At 64.1% G+C, this 18,355-nt stretch carries 16 protein-coding genes; 10 read left to right on the forward strand and 6 right to left on the reverse strand.

All coding sequences use genetic code 11. The features are described from left to right. Positions 1–6 precede the first annotated feature (6 nt). Positions 7–1,170 carry a M20 aminoacylase family protein gene (locus tag AC2FML_RS09685; protein ID WP_496782925.1) on the forward strand — a complete coding sequence of 388 codons (1,164 nt, stop codon included), beginning with the start codon at positions 7–9 and terminating at the stop codon, positions 1,168–1,170. A gap of 39 nt (positions 1,171–1,209) precedes the next feature. Here AC2FML_RS09685 and AC2FML_RS09690 read toward each other — a convergent pair whose 3' ends face one another. After that, entirely contained in the window at positions 1,210–2,508 is a 1,299-nt protein-coding gene (locus AC2FML_RS09690; protein WP_496782927.1) for a 3-deoxy-D-manno-octulosonic acid transferase, read from the reverse strand. A 1-nt stretch (position 2,509) separates the two neighbouring features. After that, positions 2,510–3,517 (reverse strand): GTP 3',8-cyclase MoaA, encoded by a 1,008-nt coding sequence (moaA, locus tag AC2FML_RS09695; protein WP_480752856.1) that lies wholly within the window; start codon positions 3,515–3,517, stop codon positions 2,510–2,512. Positions 3,518–3,608: 91 nt separating this feature from the next. On the opposite strand from moaA, the gene AC2FML_RS09700 reads away from it, so the two are divergent. Then, entirely contained in the window at positions 3,609–4,013 is a 405-nt protein-coding gene (locus AC2FML_RS09700) for a hypothetical protein (protein WP_496782928.1), read from the forward strand. Here AC2FML_RS09700 and AC2FML_RS09705 read toward each other — a convergent pair. Genes AC2FML_RS09705 through glmU form a run of 3 tightly spaced genes read right to left on the reverse strand, consistent with a single transcriptional unit; the run spans position 4,001 to position 7,874 of the window. Further along, positions 4,001–4,687, reverse strand: coding sequence for a DNA alkylation repair protein (locus AC2FML_RS09705; RefSeq protein ID WP_496782930.1), 687 nt, complete (start codon positions 4,685–4,687; stop codon positions 4,001–4,003). The genes AC2FML_RS09700 and AC2FML_RS09705 overlap by 13 nt on opposite strands. A gap of 6 nt (positions 4,688–4,693) precedes the next feature. Then, entirely contained in the window at positions 4,694–6,517 is a 1,824-nt protein-coding gene (gene glmS / locus AC2FML_RS09710) for a glutamine--fructose-6-phosphate transaminase (isomerizing) (RefSeq protein ID WP_496782931.1), read from the reverse strand. A 4-nt stretch (positions 6,518–6,521) separates the two neighbouring features. Further along, positions 6,522–7,874 carry a bifunctional UDP-N-acetylglucosamine diphosphorylase/glucosamine-1-phosphate N-acetyltransferase GlmU gene (glmU, locus tag AC2FML_RS09715; protein WP_496782932.1) on the reverse strand — a complete coding sequence of 451 codons (1,353 nt, stop codon included), beginning with the start codon at positions 7,872–7,874 and terminating at the stop codon, positions 6,522–6,524. Between the two features lie 133 nt (positions 7,875–8,007). Here glmU and AC2FML_RS09720 point away from each other — a divergent pair, with 133 nt between their 5' ends. The 3 genes from AC2FML_RS09720 to AC2FML_RS09730 all read left to right on the forward strand — a co-directional run bounded on the left by AC2FML_RS09720 (position 8,008) and on the right by AC2FML_RS09730 (position 11,230). After that, on the forward strand, positions 8,008–8,679 hold the full coding sequence (locus tag AC2FML_RS09720) for an HAD-IA family hydrolase (RefSeq protein ID WP_170357330.1): 672 nt from the start codon (positions 8,008–8,010) through the stop codon (positions 8,677–8,679). 40 nt (positions 8,680–8,719) lie between these two features. Then, positions 8,720–9,910: a DegT/DnrJ/EryC1/StrS family aminotransferase gene (locus AC2FML_RS09725; RefSeq protein ID WP_496782933.1), complete on the forward strand. Its 1,191-nt coding sequence runs from the start codon at positions 8,720–8,722 to the stop codon at positions 9,908–9,910. Between the two features lie 156 nt (positions 9,911–10,066). After that, on the forward strand, positions 10,067–11,230 hold the full coding sequence (locus tag AC2FML_RS09730) for an isovaleryl-CoA dehydrogenase (RefSeq protein ID WP_170357332.1): 1,164 nt from the start codon (positions 10,067–10,069) through the stop codon (positions 11,228–11,230). Between the two features lie 51 nt (positions 11,231–11,281). Here the strand turns inward: AC2FML_RS09730 and AC2FML_RS09735 are convergent, their stop codons facing one another. Then, on the reverse strand, positions 11,282–11,887 hold the full coding sequence (locus AC2FML_RS09735; RefSeq protein ID WP_170357333.1) for an OmpW/AlkL family protein: 606 nt from the start codon (positions 11,885–11,887) through the stop codon (positions 11,282–11,284). A gap of 136 nt (positions 11,888–12,023) precedes the next feature. Between AC2FML_RS09735 and AC2FML_RS09740 the strand changes: the two genes are divergently transcribed. The 5 genes from AC2FML_RS09740 to AC2FML_RS09760 are packed head-to-tail and all read left to right on the forward strand — an operon-like array spanning position 12,024 to position 18,314. Then, positions 12,024–13,556: an AMP-binding protein gene (locus tag AC2FML_RS09740; protein WP_496782935.1), complete on the forward strand. Its 1,533-nt coding sequence runs from the start codon at positions 12,024–12,026 to the stop codon at positions 13,554–13,556. Then, a complete protein-coding gene (locus tag AC2FML_RS09745) occupies positions 13,546–14,346 on the forward strand; it encodes a hypothetical protein (RefSeq protein WP_170445024.1) in 801 nt (266 codons plus the stop codon). Before AC2FML_RS09740 ends, AC2FML_RS09745 begins: the two co-directional genes overlap by 11 nt. After that, positions 14,343–15,947 carry a carboxyl transferase domain-containing protein gene (locus tag AC2FML_RS09750; RefSeq protein WP_170450672.1) on the forward strand — a complete coding sequence of 535 codons (1,605 nt, stop codon included), beginning with the start codon at positions 14,343–14,345 and terminating at the stop codon, positions 15,945–15,947. The genes AC2FML_RS09745 and AC2FML_RS09750 overlap by 4 nt, the downstream gene beginning before the upstream one ends. A gap of 13 nt (positions 15,948–15,960) precedes the next feature. Next, a complete protein-coding gene (locus AC2FML_RS09755; RefSeq protein ID WP_170357337.1) occupies positions 15,961–16,377 on the forward strand; it encodes an ASCH domain-containing protein in 417 nt (138 codons plus the stop codon). Positions 16,378–16,382: 5 nt separating this feature from the next. Continuing rightward, positions 16,383–18,314 (forward strand): acetyl/propionyl/methylcrotonyl-CoA carboxylase subunit alpha, encoded by a 1,932-nt coding sequence (locus tag AC2FML_RS09760; RefSeq protein ID WP_496782937.1) that lies wholly within the window; start codon positions 16,383–16,385, stop codon positions 18,312–18,314. Positions 18,315–18,355 lie beyond the last annotated feature (41 nt).

The raw sequence follows: 18,355 nt of genomic DNA on the forward strand, positions 1-18,355 counted from the left end.
ACGAAGATGCCAGTGAAGAACCGCTTTGCCGAATTGCAGGATGAAATCACCGCCTGGCGGCGTGATATTCACGAGAATCCTGAAATTCTGTTCGATACGCATCGCACCAGTGCGCTGGTTGCGGAAAAGCTGAAAGAATTCGGCTGCGACGAGGTGGTCACGGGGATTGGCCGCACCGGAGTTGTCGGGGTGATCAAGGGCAAGGTCGACACCAAGGGGAAGGTGATCGGATTGCGGGCGGATATGGACGCTTTGCCGATCCACGAGGCGACGGGTTTGGACTATGCTTCGAAAACTCCGGGTGCGATGCATGCCTGCGGCCATGACGGCCACACCGCCATGCTGCTGGGGGCGGCCAAATACCTGTCCGAAACGCGCAACTTCGACGGAACCGTCGTTGTGATCTTCCAGCCCGCCGAGGAGGGCGGCGGCGGCGGCCGCGAGATGTGCGAAGACAACCTGATGGAGCGTTGGGGCATTCAGGAAGTCTACGGAATGCACAATTGGCCCGGTAAGCCTGTGGGCAGCTTCTCGATCCGGCCGGGCGCGTTCTTCGCGGCGACTGACCAGTTCGATATTACTTTCGAAGGTCGTGGCGGTCATGCCGCCAAACCGCATGAAACCGTGGACACCACTGTCATGACTGCGCAGGCCGTTCTGGCGTTGCAGACCATCGCGTCGCGCAATGCCGACCCGATCGATCAGGTCGTTGTTTCGGTCACCTCGTTCGAGACCTCGTCAAAGGCGTTCAACGTGATCCCGCAGAAAGTGCAGATCAAGGGCACCGTGCGCACGATGAGCAAAGAGATGCGCGACCTTGCTGAGCAGCGCATCAACGAAATCTGCTTGGGCGTCGCCGCGACATTCGGCGGTACTGCCGATGTCAACTATATCCGGGGCTATCCGGTCATGATCAACAGCGACGAGCAGACCGAGTTCGCCGCCGAGGTCGCCCGCTCGGTCTCGGGGGCCTGCGAGGAGGCACCTTTGGTCATGGGCGGCGAAGACTTCGCCTACATGCTGGAAGAACGTCCCGGTGCCTATATCCTGGTCGGCAATGGCGACACGGCGATGGTCCACCATCCTGAATACAACTTCAACGACGAGGCGATCCCTGCCGGTTGCAGCTGGTGGGCCGAGATCGTCGAACAGCGGATGCCCGCAGCCTGACACCGTGGCGGGGGCGCAGGCCCCCGCTGCCGCTTGCGGTCAGTTGAGGCCCAGCTTGTCGCATAGCGTATCCACAACCGAATCCAGCGCCGATTTCTGGGTGTTCACGCAGGACTGCGCCGCCGCTTGCGCCGCGGCCAGCGCCGATCTGTCCGACAGCCAGAGCTCGACCGCTTTGGCCAACTCGGGTGCCGAAGCGACTTCGACCGCGCCGCCGCTGTCCACCAGCGGGGCAAATGTCTCGGCGAAATTGTAGTAACCCGGCCCGGTGATCACCGCAGCGCCAGCCTGAGCCGGTTCGAACGGGTTGTGGCCGCCGATCTCTTTCAGCGACCCGCCCAGAAACACGATCGGGCACAACGCGTACCACGTTCCGGTTTCGCCCAGCGTATCGGCCACATAGACCTGCGTGTCGTCGGTAACCGGCTGCCCGGCGCTGCGCAGAGCATGGCTTTGACCCGCGGCATCTATCAGGGCGCAGACCTCGTCCCGCCGTTCCGGGTGGCGGGGGATCAGCAGCAGCAGGAGATCGGGCCTGCGGTTCAGCAATTCGGCATGGGCGGCCAGAACGGTCTCCTCCTCGCCCGCATGGGTCGAGCTGGCGATCCAGACCGGCCGCGCGCCGATCTGCGCGCGGATCTGCGTCAGCGTGTTTTGATCCACCGGCAGCGGATCGGACATGGCCTTGAGGTTGGTTCCGGGCTGCACCAGATCGGCGGACGCGCCCATGGCGATCAGGTTTGCGGCCGTGCGGTCGTTTTGCGTCAGGAACAGTCGGAACCGGCTCAGGACATAGCGGGCGGTGTCGGGGCGCTTCTTCCACCCGGCCACCGATTTCTCGGACAGGCGCGCGTTCAGCAGGGCCAGGGGCGTCCCGCGCCGGGCGGTCTCGACGATCAGGCGTGGCCAGATCTCGCTTTCGACAAAGACGCCGGCATCGGGCCGCCAGTGATCCAGAAACCGCGCAACCGGGCCGGCGCTGTCCAGCGGGGGGTATTGGTGGCGGGTGCGCGGCGGCAGGCGTTTTTCCACCAGCGCCGCCGAGGTCGGGGTGCCAGAGGTGATCAGAAACTGCGCATCCTCAATCCGTTCGCTCATACGCTTGATCAGGCTCAGAACCGACAGGCTCTCGCCCACGCTGGCCGCATGGAACCAGATCAGCCGACCGTCGGGCCGGGGCTGGCTCGCATGGCCCAGCCGCTCGCGCTGACGGACCTCGGAAACACCCGCCGTCTGCAGCTTGGCGCGAACGGTGCGCCAGGCCAATGGCATGGCGATGGACGTCAACGCGCAGTACATACGGTACAGCGTCGTGGGTTGCCCCGACTGGTCTGCCATGTCAGCCGCCCGTGTGGCTCATGTGACGGCTCATCTGGCCATCGATCTTCTGGCGGGAATAGTCGAAATCATGGCCCTTGGGCTTGAGGGTGATCGCCGCGCGGATCGCCTGTTCCAGTGGCTCTTCACTGTTGGGGTGGTCGCGCAGAGGGGCGCGCAAGTCGGCCATGTCCTCTTGCCCCAGGCACATGTACAACTCGCCCGTGCAGGTCAGGCGTACCCGGTTGCAACTTTCACAGAAATTATGGCTGAGCGGCGTGATGAAGCCGATCTTCTGCCCGGTTTCCTCGAGCCGGACATAGCGCGCCGGTCCGCCCGTGCGCTCGGCCAGATCGGTGACAGTATAGTGGTTTTCGTACTCGGCCCGCACGTCTTTCAGCGACCAGTACTGGTCCAGCCGGTCCTCGTTGCCGATGTCACCCATAGGCATGACCTCGATCCAGGTCAGGTCCATGTCGCGCTCGGCGCACCAGCGGGTGATCTTGGGCAGCTCTTCCTCGTTGAACCCTTTCAGGGCCACCGCGTTGATCTTGACGCGCAACCCGGCCTTCTGCGCGGCATCGATCCCGCCCAGGACCTGTTTCAAGCGACCCCAACGGGTGATCTGGGCGAATTTGTCCTCGTCCAGCGTGTCGAGCGAGACATTCACCCGCCGCACCCCGGCGGCATACAGGTCGTCGGCGAACCGGGCCAGTTGCGAGCCATTGGTGGTCAGCGTCAGCTCTTTCAGTGCGCCGCTGTCCAGATGCCGGGTCATCGAGTCGAAGAACCCCATGATCCCACGGCGCACAAGCGGCTCGCCCCCGGTGATCCGCAGCTTTTCCACGCCCAGTCGAATGAAGGTCGAACACATCCGGTCCAGTTCTTCCAGCGTCAGCAGCTCTTTCTTGGGCAGAAAGGTCATGTTTTCAGACATGCAGTAGACACAGCGGAAATCGCAGCGGTCCGTGACGGAGACGCGGAGATAGGTGATTGCGCGGGCAAACGGGTCGATCAACGGAGCAGTCATGCCCAATAGGTAAAGCGCACCGTGCCTTGCGACAAGTCAGAACTGCGCTTGAGGGGTGGAACGCGGGCGCGGGCAGGGGTAGGCTGGTTGCATGCGATACCTGTTTGTCATTATTCCTGCGTTTTTGACCGGCTGTGATGCGGTGCGGCAAAGCCTTGATCGCGCCCCGGATGCGGAACCTGCGCAGACGACAGAAACCGCCGCTGCGACTGAAGAGGTGGAAGCAACGCCTGTTGCGGCCGTGAACACCGGATGGGCCGGCGCCAAGACAACGATTGCCGGACTGGGCGATCCGAACAAGCCCGGACGCTGGCTTGAAACGCCGTTGGTCGAAACTGAGATCAATGGCCGGGTGGTCGTGCCCAAGACGGGCGCGCAGGCCTATATCACACTTGTACCGGCGCCCTCAGGCGGCAGCCGCCTGTCGGTTGAGGCGATGCGTGCGCTATTGGTGCCGTTTGACGAACTGGTTGAAGTAGACGTTTATTCCAACTGATCTTTCAGGTACTTGCCGGCCTCTTTGCGGGCAAAAGGCTTCATCGCGTGACCGTGCACGGCCAGAAACGCCCGGACCCGATCGGGGTCATGTTTGGACAGGTCGCGCAGCCACCAGGCCACCGCCTTCTGTATGAACCAGTCGCGATCGGGGACATAGCCGGCGGCCCACCCCAGAATTCGGTCGCGGCGCTGAAGGTCTTCGGGCTTGGGGTGGTTCTGCTTGGTCCAGGGCAGGGTGGCGACCAGTGCTGCGCGTCGGGTCCACATGTGATCCGAGGTGGTCCAGCTTTCGACCTGATCCAGCCGCGAAGGATCGGCCCACAGGCGCTTTTGCATGGCCATGCTGGCATGATCGGCCACCGCCCAGGCGTCGAAATCGGGCAGCCAGCTTTGCAGCAGGTCCCAAACCGCCTGATCGGGACGGATGCGGGCCTGCGTCAACAGCTTGGCGGCGGCCAGCCGCGCCTCGTGGATGTTGGTCTGCCACAGCTGATCGGCCAGCGCGACGCGGGCGTCCACGTCCATCTGCTGCCGCCAGATTCTGGTCAGATCATTCAGCACCGGGTTCGGTACCCCAAGATAGGGGCGGTCGATCTTGTGATAGGCCGCCATCTGGGCGGCCCGGTCGGGGTCGGCATGGGCGTTGATCTGGTCCAGAGGGCTGTCCGGCATGGGGGCTTACTCGACCGTGACGGATTTCGCCAGGTTGCGCGGCTGGTCCACATCGGTGCCCTTGGCGACCGCCGTGTGATAGGCCAGCAGCTGCGCGGGCACCGAATACAGGATCGGCGCCACCGAAGGGTGGGCATGCGGCATACGGATCGTGCTCCAGACCCCGTCCTTGGCATCGGCGATCCCGTCGTCGTCCGAGACCAAAATGACCTTGCCCTTGCGCGCCATGACCTCTTGCATGTTCGACACGGTCTTGTCGAACACCGCATCGCGCGGGGCCATCACCACCACCGGCATATGCTTGTCGATCAGGGCGATGGGGCCGTGCTTCAACTCGCCCGAGGCATAACCTTCGGCGTGGATATAGCTGATTTCCTTGAGTTTCAGCGCGCCTTCGAGGGCCAGCGGGTACATCAGGCCGCGCCCCAGGAACAGAACGTCGCGCGCCTCGGACAGGCGCTGCGCGGATTTCCGGATCGCCTCCTCCTGATCCAGCGCGGCGTTCAGCAGCGTCGGCAAGCCGCGCAGCGCGGCGGCGTGATCGGCCAGCGCGTCATCGTCCAGCGTGCCCCGGTCGGCCGCGGCCTTGAGCGCCAGCATCAGCAGAACGCTCAGCTGGCAGGTGAAGGCCTTGGTCGAGGCCACGCCGATCTCGACCCCGGCATGGATGGGCAGCGCCACGTCGCTTTCGCGCGCGATCGAGCTTTCGGGGACATTGACCACCGACACGATCTTGTCGGCCTTGCCCTCGCAATAGCGCAGCGCGGCCAGAGTGTCGGCGGTTTCGCCCGACTGGCTGACGAACAGGGCCAGCGTGCGGTCGGTGATCGGCGGTTCGCGATAGCGGAACTCGCTGGCGATATCGACCTCGACCGGCATCCGGGCCAGTTGCTCGAACCAGTACTTGGCGGTCAGACAGGCATAGAAGGCTGTGCCGCAGGCCACCATGGTCAGGCGGTCCAGCTTGGAGAAATCAAGATCCGCGTCCGGCAAAACTACCCTGTCGCCGCCGGTTGGCAGGTACGAGCGGATCGCTTCGGCCACCACCACCGGCTGTTCGGCGATTTCTTTGGCCATGAAATGCTTGTGCCCGCCCTTGTCGGTCCGGGTCTGATCCAGCTGGATCTTGCGGATCTCGCGATTTGCGATCTCGCCCGCCTCGTTGCGGATCTCGACCGAAGTGCGGGTGACCACGGCGCGGTCGCCTTCTTCCAGATAGGTGATCCGGTCGGTCAGCGGCGCCAGTGCGATGGCGTCCGAGCCCACGAACATCTCGCCATCCCCGTGCCCGATGGCCAGCGGCGAGCCCTTGCGGGCGGCGACGATCAGGTCATCCTCGCCGTCGAACAGAAAGGCCAGCGCAAAGGCGCCTTGCAGCCGGTCGATGGTCTTGAAGGCGGCCTCGACCGGGCTCAGCCCCGATTTCATGTAGAATTCGGTCATCAACGCGACGGTTTCGGTGTCGGTCTCGGTCTGGAAATCGATTCCGTTCTCGGCCAGTTCGGCCCTCAGCTCGCGATAGTTTTCGACGATGCCGTTGTGGACCACGGCAACCGGTCCGGCCTGATGCGGGTGCGCGTTGCTGACCGAGGGTACGCCATGGGTCGCCCACCGCGTATGCCCGATGCCCGACTTTCCGGGCAAGGGGTCATGCACCAGCAGGTCGCTGAGATTGACCAGCTTGCCTACCGCGCGCCGACGACCCAGCTTGCCGCCGTTTACGGTTGCGATGCCCGCACTGTCATAGCCGCGGTATTCCAGCCGCTTCAGCGCTTCGACCAGGATGGGCGCCGCTTCGTGCTTGCCCAATACGCCAACAATTCCACACATTTACTCAGGCTCCCTTGTCCCGGCGTGCCTTTTTCGCCTTCAGCATCTCGAACAGCTTGCGGGCATAGCCCGGCTTATTTTCTTGTTTGGCGCGACCTACCGCCAGGGCGTCGGGTTCGACGTCGCGGGTCACGATGGTGCCGGTGGCCGTCATCGCGCCGCTGCCCACGGTGACCGGGGCCACCAGCATGGTGTTCGAGCCGACAAAGACATTCTCGCCGATCACCGTGCGGTGCTTCATCACGCCGTCATAGTTGCAGGTGATGGTGCCCGCGCCGATATTCGTACCCGCGCCCACCGACGCATCGCCGATATAGCTGAGGTGATTGACCTTGGCGCCCTCGGCGATTTCGGCATTCTTGATCTCGACGAAATTGCCGATACGGGTGTTCTCGGCCAGTTCCGCCCCCGGACGCAGCCGGGCATAGGGGCCGACCACGGCGCCGCGGCTGACATGGCAGCCTTCCAGGTGCGAAAACGCCCGGATCGCCGCGCCGCTTTCGACCGTGACGCCGGGGCCGAAGACCACGTTGGGTTCGATCACCGTGTCGCGGCCGATCACCGTGTCGGCAGCCAGATAGACCGTCTCGGGGGCCATCAGGGTGACGCCCAGATCCAGTAGCTCGGCCCGGGCGCGGGCCTGGAACACGGCGTCGGCCGCGGCCAGATCAGCGCGCGAGTTCACGCCCAGCGTCTGCGCTTCGTCGCACGAAACGGCAGTGACCTTCAGGCCGCGGTCGCGCGCGATCTGGACCACGTCGGTCAGGTAGTACTCGCCCGACGCGTTGTCGTTTCCGACCGCGTCGATCAGGTCGAACAGAGTGCCCGCGTCACAGGCCAGAAGGCCCGAGTTGCAGAAGGTTATGGCGCGTTCTTCATCTGACGCATCCTTGAACTCGACGATCCGTTCCAGAGCATCTCCGTTCATCACCAAACGGCCATACCGGGCCGGGTCGGCGGCCTCGAAGCCCAGGATCACCAGATCGTTGTCAGCCCGCGCGGCGATCATGCGCTCCAGCGTGTCGGGCTGCAGAAACGGGGTATCGCCGTACAGAACGACCACGTCGCCGGTGAACCCGTCCAAAGCCGCGCGCGCCTGGGCGACGGCATGGGCGGTGCCCAACTGTTGGTCCTGCACGACGATGCGGGCGTCTTCATCCTCGGCCTGCGCGACTTTGGCCACCGCCTCGGCGCCGTGGCCGGTGACGATGACCGTGCGTTCGGGTGCCAGAACCGACCCGGCGCGCATGGCGTGCACCAGCATCGGAACCTGGGCGATCGGGTGCAGAACCTTTGGGATATCCGAATTCATCCGGGTGCCTTTTCCGGCGGCAAGGATGACAAGGGCAGTGCTCATGAATGCGTTTTCTCTTTTGTTTTGTCGCGGTCCGTTTTATCCGCTGAGGGCAAAGGCGCAAGCCGTTCGGCCATCAAACAAGATTGCCGTTTGCAACACGACATGGCGGAAAACTGCCGAGCAAGGAGACAGAATGCGCACGGTCATCTTCGATCTGGACGGGACTTTGGCCGATACGTCGGGCGATCTGCTGGCGGCGGCCAACCATTGTTTCCGGCAGATGGGGCATGGCGACGTGCTGGTGCACGGGCAGGATGCGGCGGTGGCTTTGCGCGGCGGGCGGATGATGCTGACCCACGGGCTGAAACGCGTGGGCGCCTATGACGAAGAGACCGTGAACGCCTATTACCCGGTCCTGCTCGAGGCCTATGGGCAGGCGATCGACACCCACACCACCTTCTATCCCGGCGCGCTGCAGGCGGTCGAGGCGCTGAAGGCCGCCGGTTACGGTGTCGGCATCTGCACCAACAAGCCCGAGGCGCTGGCCGAGCTGCTGATGACGCGGCTGGGAGCGCGGGCGTTGTTCGGCTCGTTGGTGGGGGCGGACACGCTGCCGGTGCGCAAGCCCGACCCCGCGCCGCTGCGTGAAGCGGCGCGCCGGGCCGGCGGGCTTCCCGACCACTGCATACTGGTGGGCGACTCGGATACCGACCGTAACACGGCCCGGGCCGCAGGGGTGCCTTCGATCCTTGTGACCTTCGGCCCGTCCGGTGATGACATGGCCGCACTGCAGCCCGATGCGCTGCTGCACCATTTCGACGATCTGCCCGCAATCGTTGCCGAGCTTGTGGGCGCGGCGGCCTGATCTCTTGACCCGCGCTGCGACTGGCCCCACAAACGACGCCATGACCGAGCGATTTTCAGGCAGTTTCACCCAGCAGGAGCCGATCCCCGACGCGGCGATCGAGGCGGCGCTGGCTGTTCTGCGTCACGGGCGGTTGCACCGCTACAACGTGGCCCCCGGAGAGCTGAGCGAAACCGCCCTGTTGGAACAGGAATTTGCGGCGCAGATGGGTGCGAAATACTGTCTGGCCGTGTCGTCGGGCGGCTATGCGCTGGCCACGGCCCTGCGTGCCGTGGGTGTCCAGCCGGGAGATGCGGTTCTGACCAACGCCTTCACGCTGGCCCCGGTGCCGGGGGCGATCGCCTCGGTCAATGCGCGCCCGGTTTTCGTGGGCGTGACCGAGGGGCTGACCATCGATCTGGACGATCTGGCGGCCAAGCTGGACCGCGCCAAGGTTCTGATGCTCAGCCACATGCGCGGGCATCTGTGTGACATGGACCGGTTGATGCAGATGTGCGACGCCGCCGGGGTGACGGTGATCGAGGATTGCGCCCACACGATGGGCGCCGCCTGGCGCGGACAGTTGTCCGGCCGTCAGGGGGCGATCGGCTGCTATTCCTGCCAGACCTACAAACATGTGAACTCGGGCGAGGGTGGCCTGTTGATCACCGATGACGAAATGCTGGCGGCCAAAGCCACGATGCTATCGGGCTCGTACATGCTATACGAACGCCACCTTGCGGTGCCGGGTCCCGAGGTGTTCGAGCGGATCAAGTACACCACGCCAAACGTGTCGGGGCGGATGGACAATCTGCGCGCGGCGATCCTGCGCCCCCAGTTGCGCGAGTTGGATCGGCAGGTGCGGCGCTGGAACGAACGCTATGCCGAGATCGAGGCGGGCCTGCGCGGCACGCCCGGCCTGACCATCGTCGAGCGGCCTGCCGAGGAGAGCTATGTCGGCTCGTCGATCCAGTTCCTTCTGCTGGATTGGGCGCAGGACAGGATTACCGAGGTTCTGCGACGCTGCGCCGATCGCGGAGTCGAGTTGAAGTGGTTCGGCGGGGCCGAGCCGACCGGGTTCACCTCGCGCTATGACAGCTGGCGCTATGCCGAGTCGGAACGGATGCCCGAGACCGACCGGATTCTGCGCGGGATCATCGACATGCGCGTTCCGTTGACCTTCTCACTGGACGATTGCCGCCTGATTGCCGGCATCATCCGCGCCGAGGTCGGCGCCGTTTTCCAACAGTAATTCAATCGAGTGCGCCATGCGGCGCACGTTCGAACACTGCAAAAGCCGCCCGAGGGCGGCTTTTTCATTTGGGTCACGCGATGATTGACCGCGCGGGGAAAGGTCTGTATCAGTTTATTGAACACCTGTTCATTAACGCGAAAGAGGAGAGCGCGGATGTTCACGGCGACAATGCAATTCGATCTGGGTGAGGATGTGAACGCGCTGCGCGAGATGGTGCACCGCTGGGCGCAGGAGCGGGTCAAGCCGATGGCGGCCGGGATCGACAAGACCAACGCCTTTCCCAACGAGCTGTGGAAGGAAATGGGTGAACTCGGTCTGCTGGGCGTAACCGTTCCCGAACAGTATGGCGGCGCCGAAATGACCTATCTGGCGCATACGATCGCGGTTGAAGAAATCGCACGCGCCTCGGCATCGGTGGCGTTGTCCTACGGGGCGCATTCCAACCTATGCGTCAACCAGATCAAGCTGAACGGCACTGAAGAACAGAAGCAGAAATACCTGCCGCGCCTGATTTCGGGCGAACACGTAGGTGCCCTGGCAATGTCGGAACCCGGAGCGGGGTCGGATGTTGTGTCGATGAAACTGCGGGCGGAAAAGCGCAACGACCATTACCGCCTGAACGGCAACAAATACTGGATCACCAACGGGCCGGATGCCGATACGCTGGTCGTCTATGCCAAGACCGACCCCGAGGCCGGGTCCAAGGGCATCACGGCCTTCCTGATCGAGAAAGAGATGAAAGGGTTCTCGACCTCGCCCCATTTCGACAAGCTGGGTATGCGCGGTTCGAACACGGCCGAGCTGATCTTCGAAGATGTCGAGGTGCCCTTCGAGAACGTGCTGGGCGAAGAAGGCAAGGGCGTTGCGGTTCTGATGTCGGGCCTCGACTATGAGCGCGTGGTTCTGGCCGGGATTGGCACCGGCATCATGGCTGCCTGCCTGGACGAGATCATGCCCTATCTGGCCGAGCGCAAGCAGTTCGGCAAACCGATCGGAACCTTCCAGCTGATGCAGGGCAAGATCGCCGACATGTACACCGCGATGAATTCGGCCCGGGCGTATGTCTACGAGGTCGCCAAGGCCTGTGATCGGGGCGACGTGACCCGGCAGGATGCGGCGGCGTGCTGTCTCTATGCGTCCGAGCAGGCGATGGTGCAGGCGCATCAGGCGGTTCAGGCCATGGGCGGGGCCGGGTTCCTGGCGGATGCGCCGGTTAGCCGGATCTTCCGCGATGCCAAGCTGATGGAGATCGGCGCGGGCACCAGCGAGATTCGCCGGATGCTGATCGGCCGCGAATTGATGAACGAAATGCTCTGAAGAAAAACGCCTCGCCGACGAGGTCACGGCGAGGCGTATCCGATCGAAGGATCAGAAGCGATGGACGTAGGACACGCCAACCAGCCACGGATCGATCTCGGCCTTGCCGATGTCGGCTCCGTTGAGGGTGACGTCCGAGTCGATGTCGAACCAGCGGACGTTCAGGCGAACCGCGCCCTTGTCCGTGACCATGTAGTCCAGGCCGGCCTGCAGCGACACGCCGAACGAGTCGTCGACCTTCAGATCGCCCAGCGGCGATTCCTCGTCAAAGAACACGGTGTAGTTCAAACCGGCGCCGACATAGGGTTTCCAGGCGCTGCTGGTTGCAAAGTGGTAGTTCAGCGACAGTGTGGGCGGCAGGTGCTTGACGCTGCCCGCGTCGACACTTCCGCCCAGCGTGATGTCATGGCTGAACGGCGTTGCGGCCAAAAGCTCGATGCCCAGATTGTCACGAATGAAATACTCGGCGGTGAAGATCGGGCGGGTGTCCGAGTCGACGTCGGCGCTGAAGCCGGCGAGGGATCCGTTGTCGGATTTCGGGTCGAGGTAGCCGATACCGACACCAACGGTCCAGTCTCCCTGAGACTGGGCGAATGCGGGGGCCGAAACAGCGGCCAACGCGGTGGAAAGGGTGAGGATGGCGAGTTTGCTGGTCATGTTCTTGCCTTTGGTTTTGTGTGCAAGCCGACCATGCCTGAAGGACGGGGCGGCCACTCTGATCTGCATCAAGTTTCGTTGATGTTCGATATTCAGTTTGGCGCGGCAAGTCGCTTAAATTTAAGGGAAAAACGCCATGCGTCCCGCTGAGGTCATACCGGGTTTGCGGTCTGGTGGCAGCTGGGACATTCCGCCCAGGCTGAACATGGCACGTCAGTGCCTGTCGCGGCCTAGTGAGCAGGTGGCGATCCTCGATCTGTCTTCCGAGGCTACGACCGAGATCACCTATGGTGAACTGGAACAAATGACCGACCGGCTGGCGCGCGGGTTGCTGGGCAGGGTGCAACCCGGCGACCGGGTCGGCGTGCTGCTCAGCCAGTCGCCGTGGTGCGCGGCGGCGCATCTGGCCATCTGGAAGATTGGGGCAATCTCGGTGCCGCTGTTCAAGCTGTTCAAGCGCGATGCCCTGGCCTCGCGCATCGGCGATGCGGGGGCCGGGTATGTGCTGACCGACGGCGAGGGCGCCGATATGCTGGGCGATCTGGCGCAGCCGTTGATCGTGTCCGAGCTTGGGGCGGACGGGCCTGCGGTGGATTATGCTGACACCGGCCCCGAAGATCCGGCGGTGCTGATCTATACCTCGGGCACGACGGGCAAGCCCAAGGGTGCGCTGCACGGGCACCGGGTACTTACCGGGCATCTGCCGGGCGTTTCGATCAGCCACAACCACCTGCGCGCGGGCGACTGCCTGTGGACGCCGGCCGACTGGGCCTGGATCGGCGGGTTGTTCGACGTGCTGATGCCGGGGCTGGCACTGGGCATTCCGGTCGTCGCCGCGCGGCTCGACAAGTTTACCCCGCCGGCCTGCGCGGATGTGATCGCGCGCGGCGGCGTTCGCAACGTGTTCTTTCCGCCCACAGCCCTGCGGATGCTCAAGGCCGCGGATGTGACGATCCCCGGCCTGCGGTCCGTGGCTTCGGGCGGCGAGCCGCTGGGCGCGGAAATGCTGGCGTGGGGAGAGCGGGCCTTTGGCCTGACGATCAACGAATTCTACGGCCAGACCGAATGCAACATGGTGGTTTCCTCCTGCGCCGAGGATTTCCCCGCGCGCCCGGGCTGCATCGGCAAACCGGTGCCGGGGCATGAGGTCGCGGTGATAGACGCGGACGGCAACCCGACCGACGCCGAGGGTGATGTGGCCATCCGGCGCGGTTCAGCCTCGATGCTGCTGGAATACTGGAACAACCCGCAGGCCACGGCCGAGAAGTTTCGCGGTGATTGGCTGATCACCGGTGACCGCGGCGTGTGGGAGGACGACTATCTGCGCTTTGTCGGCCGTGAGGATGACGTGATCACCTCGGCCGGATATCGCATCGGCCCGGCCGAGATCGAGGATTGCCTGCTGACCCATCCGGCGGTGGCCACCGTGGGCGTGGTCGGCAAACCTGATCCGCTGCGGACCGAGATCGTGAAGGCCTATGTGGTGCTGAAACCGGGGTCCGAGGCCTCGGAGCAAGAGCTGCAGGATTGGGTCAAGGACCGTCTGGCGCATTATTCCTACCCGCGAGAGGTGGCTTTTGTGCAAGACTTGCCTTTGACCGTGACGGGAAAAGTCATTCGCAAGGAATTGAAACGTCGCGCGTCCGAGGAGATGTGCCATGGCAGATAAATCCAGCGTCCGGACCGGAATCGAGTTCAGCGCGACAGTCATCGCGGTCATCGGGGCCGTGTGGGCCGGAAAGACCTATTTCGAAACGTGGATGCACGACACGATCGACAAGGCGGTCGAAGAAAAGATCGCCGTCATCGAAAAACTGCAATTGGCCGACCTTCTGGTTTTATACGGCTACCCGGATGAGGCCATCTCGGAATTGCGCAAGATCGCCGATCGGGTCGCCAGGCTGGACGCCGATGACAAACGAAAGATCGCCTTTTACGACAACTATCTGGATGCGGTGGCCGATTCCGACGGCACCCTGAAATTCGAACCGGAAATCCGGATGTTGCACTCGGTTTTCAGCAATGAAATGCAGACCGACGGCTGGCATGACGAGAAGCTGGCCTATGTCGCGATGTTCCTGCCCGAGGCGCAGGCGGATGATGGGTATTTCGACCGTCAGGTCGTTGGGCGGCTCAAACTTGCGGTCAACCAGTACGAGGCCGATGACGACCTTGAGAGCCTGGCAGGCGCCTACCGCAACCTGTCGCTGGCCTATCTGTGCCGGGGTGAACAGGACCAGGCCGTCGAGGCGATGGAAATGGCGGCCGAGATGCAGCCGTTCGAGTATTATTTCATGGTTCCGATGTGGGACCTTGAGGACTTCCTCGAAGAGCCGGAAATCAAGAAGCTGGACACCGTCTGCTCCAGCAACGTGTCGCAGGGCTATGCGCGCATCATGCAGAGCTTTGGCGTCAGCGAAAACCCCGTTCGCGAATTTCTGAGAGAGTATACCAGATGAAGCTGCGATCTTCCGCTTTGCCCTCGTCCGATGGCTTCAAGCAAAACCGTGCCGCGCACCTTGAGGCGCTGGCGCAGATCTCCGAGGCCGCCGAGGCCGCGCGCATGGGTGGGGGCGAGAAATCGCGCGAACGCCATGTGTCGCGGGGCAAGATGCTGCCCCGGCGGCGGGTGGCCAACCTGCTGGATCCGGGGTCTCCGTTTCTGGAAATCGGCGCGACGGCGGCGCATGGCATGTACGGTGGCGCGGCCCCCTGTGCCGGCGTGATCGCGGGGATCGGCCGGGTGCAGGGGCAAGAGGTCATGGTGGTCTGCAACGACGCGACCGTGAAGGGCGGTACCTATTATCCGATGACGGTCAAAAAGCACCTGCGCGCGCAGGAGATCGCCGAGGAAAACCATCTGCCCTGCATCTATCTGGTGGACAGCGGCGGCGCGAACCTGCCCAACCAGGATGAGGTCTTTCCCGACCGCGACCATTTCGGCCGCATCTTCTACAACCAGGCACGGATGAGCGCCAAGGGCATCCCGCAGATTGCCGTGGTGATGGGCTCGTGCACCGCGGGCGGCGCCTATGTGCCGGCCATGTCCGATGTGACGATCATCGTCAAGGAACAGGGCACGATCTTTCTGGCCGGCCCGCCGCTGGTCAAGGCGGCGACGGGCGAGGTCGTCAGCGCCGAGGACCTGGGCGGCGGCGACGTGCACACGCGCCTGTCCGGCGTGGCCGACTATCTGGCCGAGGACGACGCGCACGCGCTGGCTCTGGCCCGCCGGGCGGTTGGGTCGCTGAACCGACACAGGCCGCAGACGGTGGATTGGGCCAGCCCCGAAGACCCGGCTTATGACCCCGAGGAAATTCTGGGCGTCGTTCCGGCCGATCTACGCACCCCGTATGACATCCGCGAGGTGATCGCGCGCTTGGTCGATGGCTCGCGCTTTGACGAGTTCAAGCCGCGGTTCGGTGAAACGTTGGTGACCGGCTTTGCCCATGTCAAAGGCTGCCCCGTCGGCATCGTCGCCAACAATGGCGTGCTGTTTTCCGAGGCCGCGCAGAAGGGCGCGCATTTCGTCGAATTGTGCAGCCAGCGCAAGATCCCGCTGGTCTTCCTGCAAAACATCACCGGGTTCATGGTCGGCCGCAAATATGAGAACGAAGGCATCGCGCGCCACGGCGCCAAGATGGTGACGGCGGTGGCTTCGACCAATGTGCCCAAGATCACCATGCTGGTGGGCGGCTCTTTCGGGGCCGGGAACTATGGCATGGCAGGCCGCGCCTATCAGCCGCGGTTCCTGTGGACCTGGCCGAACAGCCGCATCTCGGTCATGGGCGGCGAGCAGGCCGCCGGTGTTCTGGCAACGGTCAAGCGCGACGGGATCGAACGGCAGGGCGGCACATGGTCGGCCCAGGAAGAGGCCGAGTTCAAACGCCCGACGCTCGAGATGTTCGAGGAGCAGTCGCACCCACTTTATGCCTCTGCCCGGCTGTGGGATGACGGCATCATCGACCCGCGCAAAAGCCGCGACGTGCTGGCCCTGTCGCTGAGCGCCGCGTTGAACGCCCCGATTAAGGACACGCGCTTTGGCGTGTTCCGGATGTAGAAGGGGCGGTTCGATGCTGGAAAGCTTGAAAGAAAGATATCCGGGGGCCGAGACCTTTCAATTCGGCGACAACCGCGCATTGTGCGACGAGTTGCTGGCTCTGGTCCGCTCGGGGCGCAAGACAGCGACATGTGGCGCGTTGCGTGACTTTGCGACGGGTGGCGAGGCGATGCCGCAGGCAGGCCGCCGCGACATCGCGTTGGACTGGGACGGACGGCCCGCGCTGGTCATCGAAACGGTCGATGTGACGGTTCGGCGCTATTGCGATGTGGACGAGGCATTTGCCCTGGCCGAGGGCGAAAACGACAGCCTGGAAGGCTGGCGCGAGGATCATCGCAGATATTTCGAAAGAAACGGCGGCTTCGACCCGAAGATGGAGTTGGTCTGCGAACGGTTTCGCCTTGTGGAAGATCTGGCAGGGAAAGGGTAACGGCCATGTTTGACAAGATCCTGATCGCCAACCGGGGCGAGATTGCCTGCCGGGTCATCGAAACTGCGCACAAGATGGGCGTGGCCTGCGTTGCCGTGTACTCGGATGCGGACGCGGCCGCCAAACATGTGCAGATGGCGGATGAGGCCGAGCATATCGGCGGGGCGGCTCCGGCCGACAGCTATCTGAAGGGGGATGTGATCATTCAGGCCGCGCTGGATACCGGCGCGCAGGCGATCCACCCCGGCTATGGGTTTCTGTCCGAGAACCCCGATTTCGTCGATGCGGTACAGGCCGCGGGCCTGACCTTCATCGGCCCCTCGGCGGATGCGATCCGCAAGATGGGCCTGAAGGATGCCGCCAAGGCGCTGATGGAGCAGGCCGGCGTCCCGGTCGTGCCCGGCTATCACGGCGACAACCAGGACCCCGAGCATCTGGCCGGCGCGGCCGACACCATCGGCTATCCGGTTCTGATCAAGGCGGTGGCCGGCGGTGGCGGCAAGGGGATGCGGCTGGTCGAGAGACCGGCGGATTTCGCAGCCGCCCTGGACAGTGCCCGGGGCGAGGCCCGCACCGCCTTTGGCAATGATGCTGTTTTGGTCGAGAAATTCGTGGCCAAGCCTCGCCATATCGAGGTGCAGGTCTTTGGTGACGGCACCCATGCCGTGCATCTGTTCGAACGCGACTGCTCGCTGCAGCGCCGCCACCAGAAGGTGATCGAGGAAGCGCCGGCCCCCGGAATGACGCCCGAGATGCGCGAAGCGATGGGGCAGGCGGGCGTGCGCGCGGCCGAGGCCATCGGCTACAAGGGCGCGGGTACCGTGGAGTTCATCGTCGATGCCTCTGACGGGCTGCGCCCCGACCGGTTCTGGTTCATGGAGATGAACACCCGCCTGCAGGTCGAACACCCGGTGACCGAGGCCATAACCGGTATCGACCTGGTCGAATGGCAGTTGCGGGTTGCGGCGGGGGAAAGCCTGCCGAAACAGCAGAGCGAGTTGTCGATCAACGGCCATGCCTTCGAGGCCCGGCTCTATGCCGAGGACGTACCCAAAGGGTTCCTGCCCGCCACGGGCACCCTGACCCATCTGGAGTTTCCGCACGGCTGCCGCGCCGACAGCGGCGTGCGTGCGGGCGACACGATCAGCCCATGGTATGACCCGATGATCGCCAAGGTGATCGTGCACGGCCCGACCCGCGCGGTGGCGCTGGAACAACTGCACCGCGCGCTGCGCCGGACGCAGGTGGCGGGAACCGTCACCAACCTGTCCTTTCTGGGCGCACTGACCCGGCACGCCGGGTTTGCGGCAGGCGATGTAGATACCGGGTTGATCGGCCGCGATCTGGACGATCTGGTGCGCGAACCGGCCGTCACCCCGGCAATGACCGTTGCGGCCGCGATGGCCGCGACCGGACTGGACAAACCCGCCGAGGATACGGGGTTTACTCTCTGGGCCCCGCTGCACCGGGCGCTTCAGCTGAAGCGCGACGGCGAGGTTCTGGATATGGACGTCCAGGTCGCAGGGCCGGACCGGCAGGACTGGCAGGTCGACGGGACCAGCGTGATCGCCGAACGGGTCAACGGCCGCTGGATCATCGACGGCCAGCCGATGCCTCCGGTTGCGGTTGCGGGCCACGATGTCACCGTGTTCGACGCCTATGGCGTAAACTTCGAGATGCTGGACCCGCTGGACCGAGACGTCAGCGCCGCCGGCGACACCAACGTGGTCGAGGCGCCGATGCCCGGGCTGGTCAAGGCGGTGTTCGCCGCGCCGGGGCAGCCGGTGAAGGAAGGCGACCGGCTGGCCATCCTCGAGGCCATGAAGATGGAGCATTCGCTGCTGGCAGCACGCGACGGCGTCGTGGCCGAGGTTCTGGCCGAGGCCGGATCGCAGGTCGAGGCTGGCGCGGCGCTGGTCCGGCTGGAAGACTACTGAAACCCTGAACGCCCACCCCGAGCGGGGCGGGCCGGGACTGA

The sequence above is a fragment of the Ruegeria sp. BHSC029 genome (genome assembly GCF_059613085.1).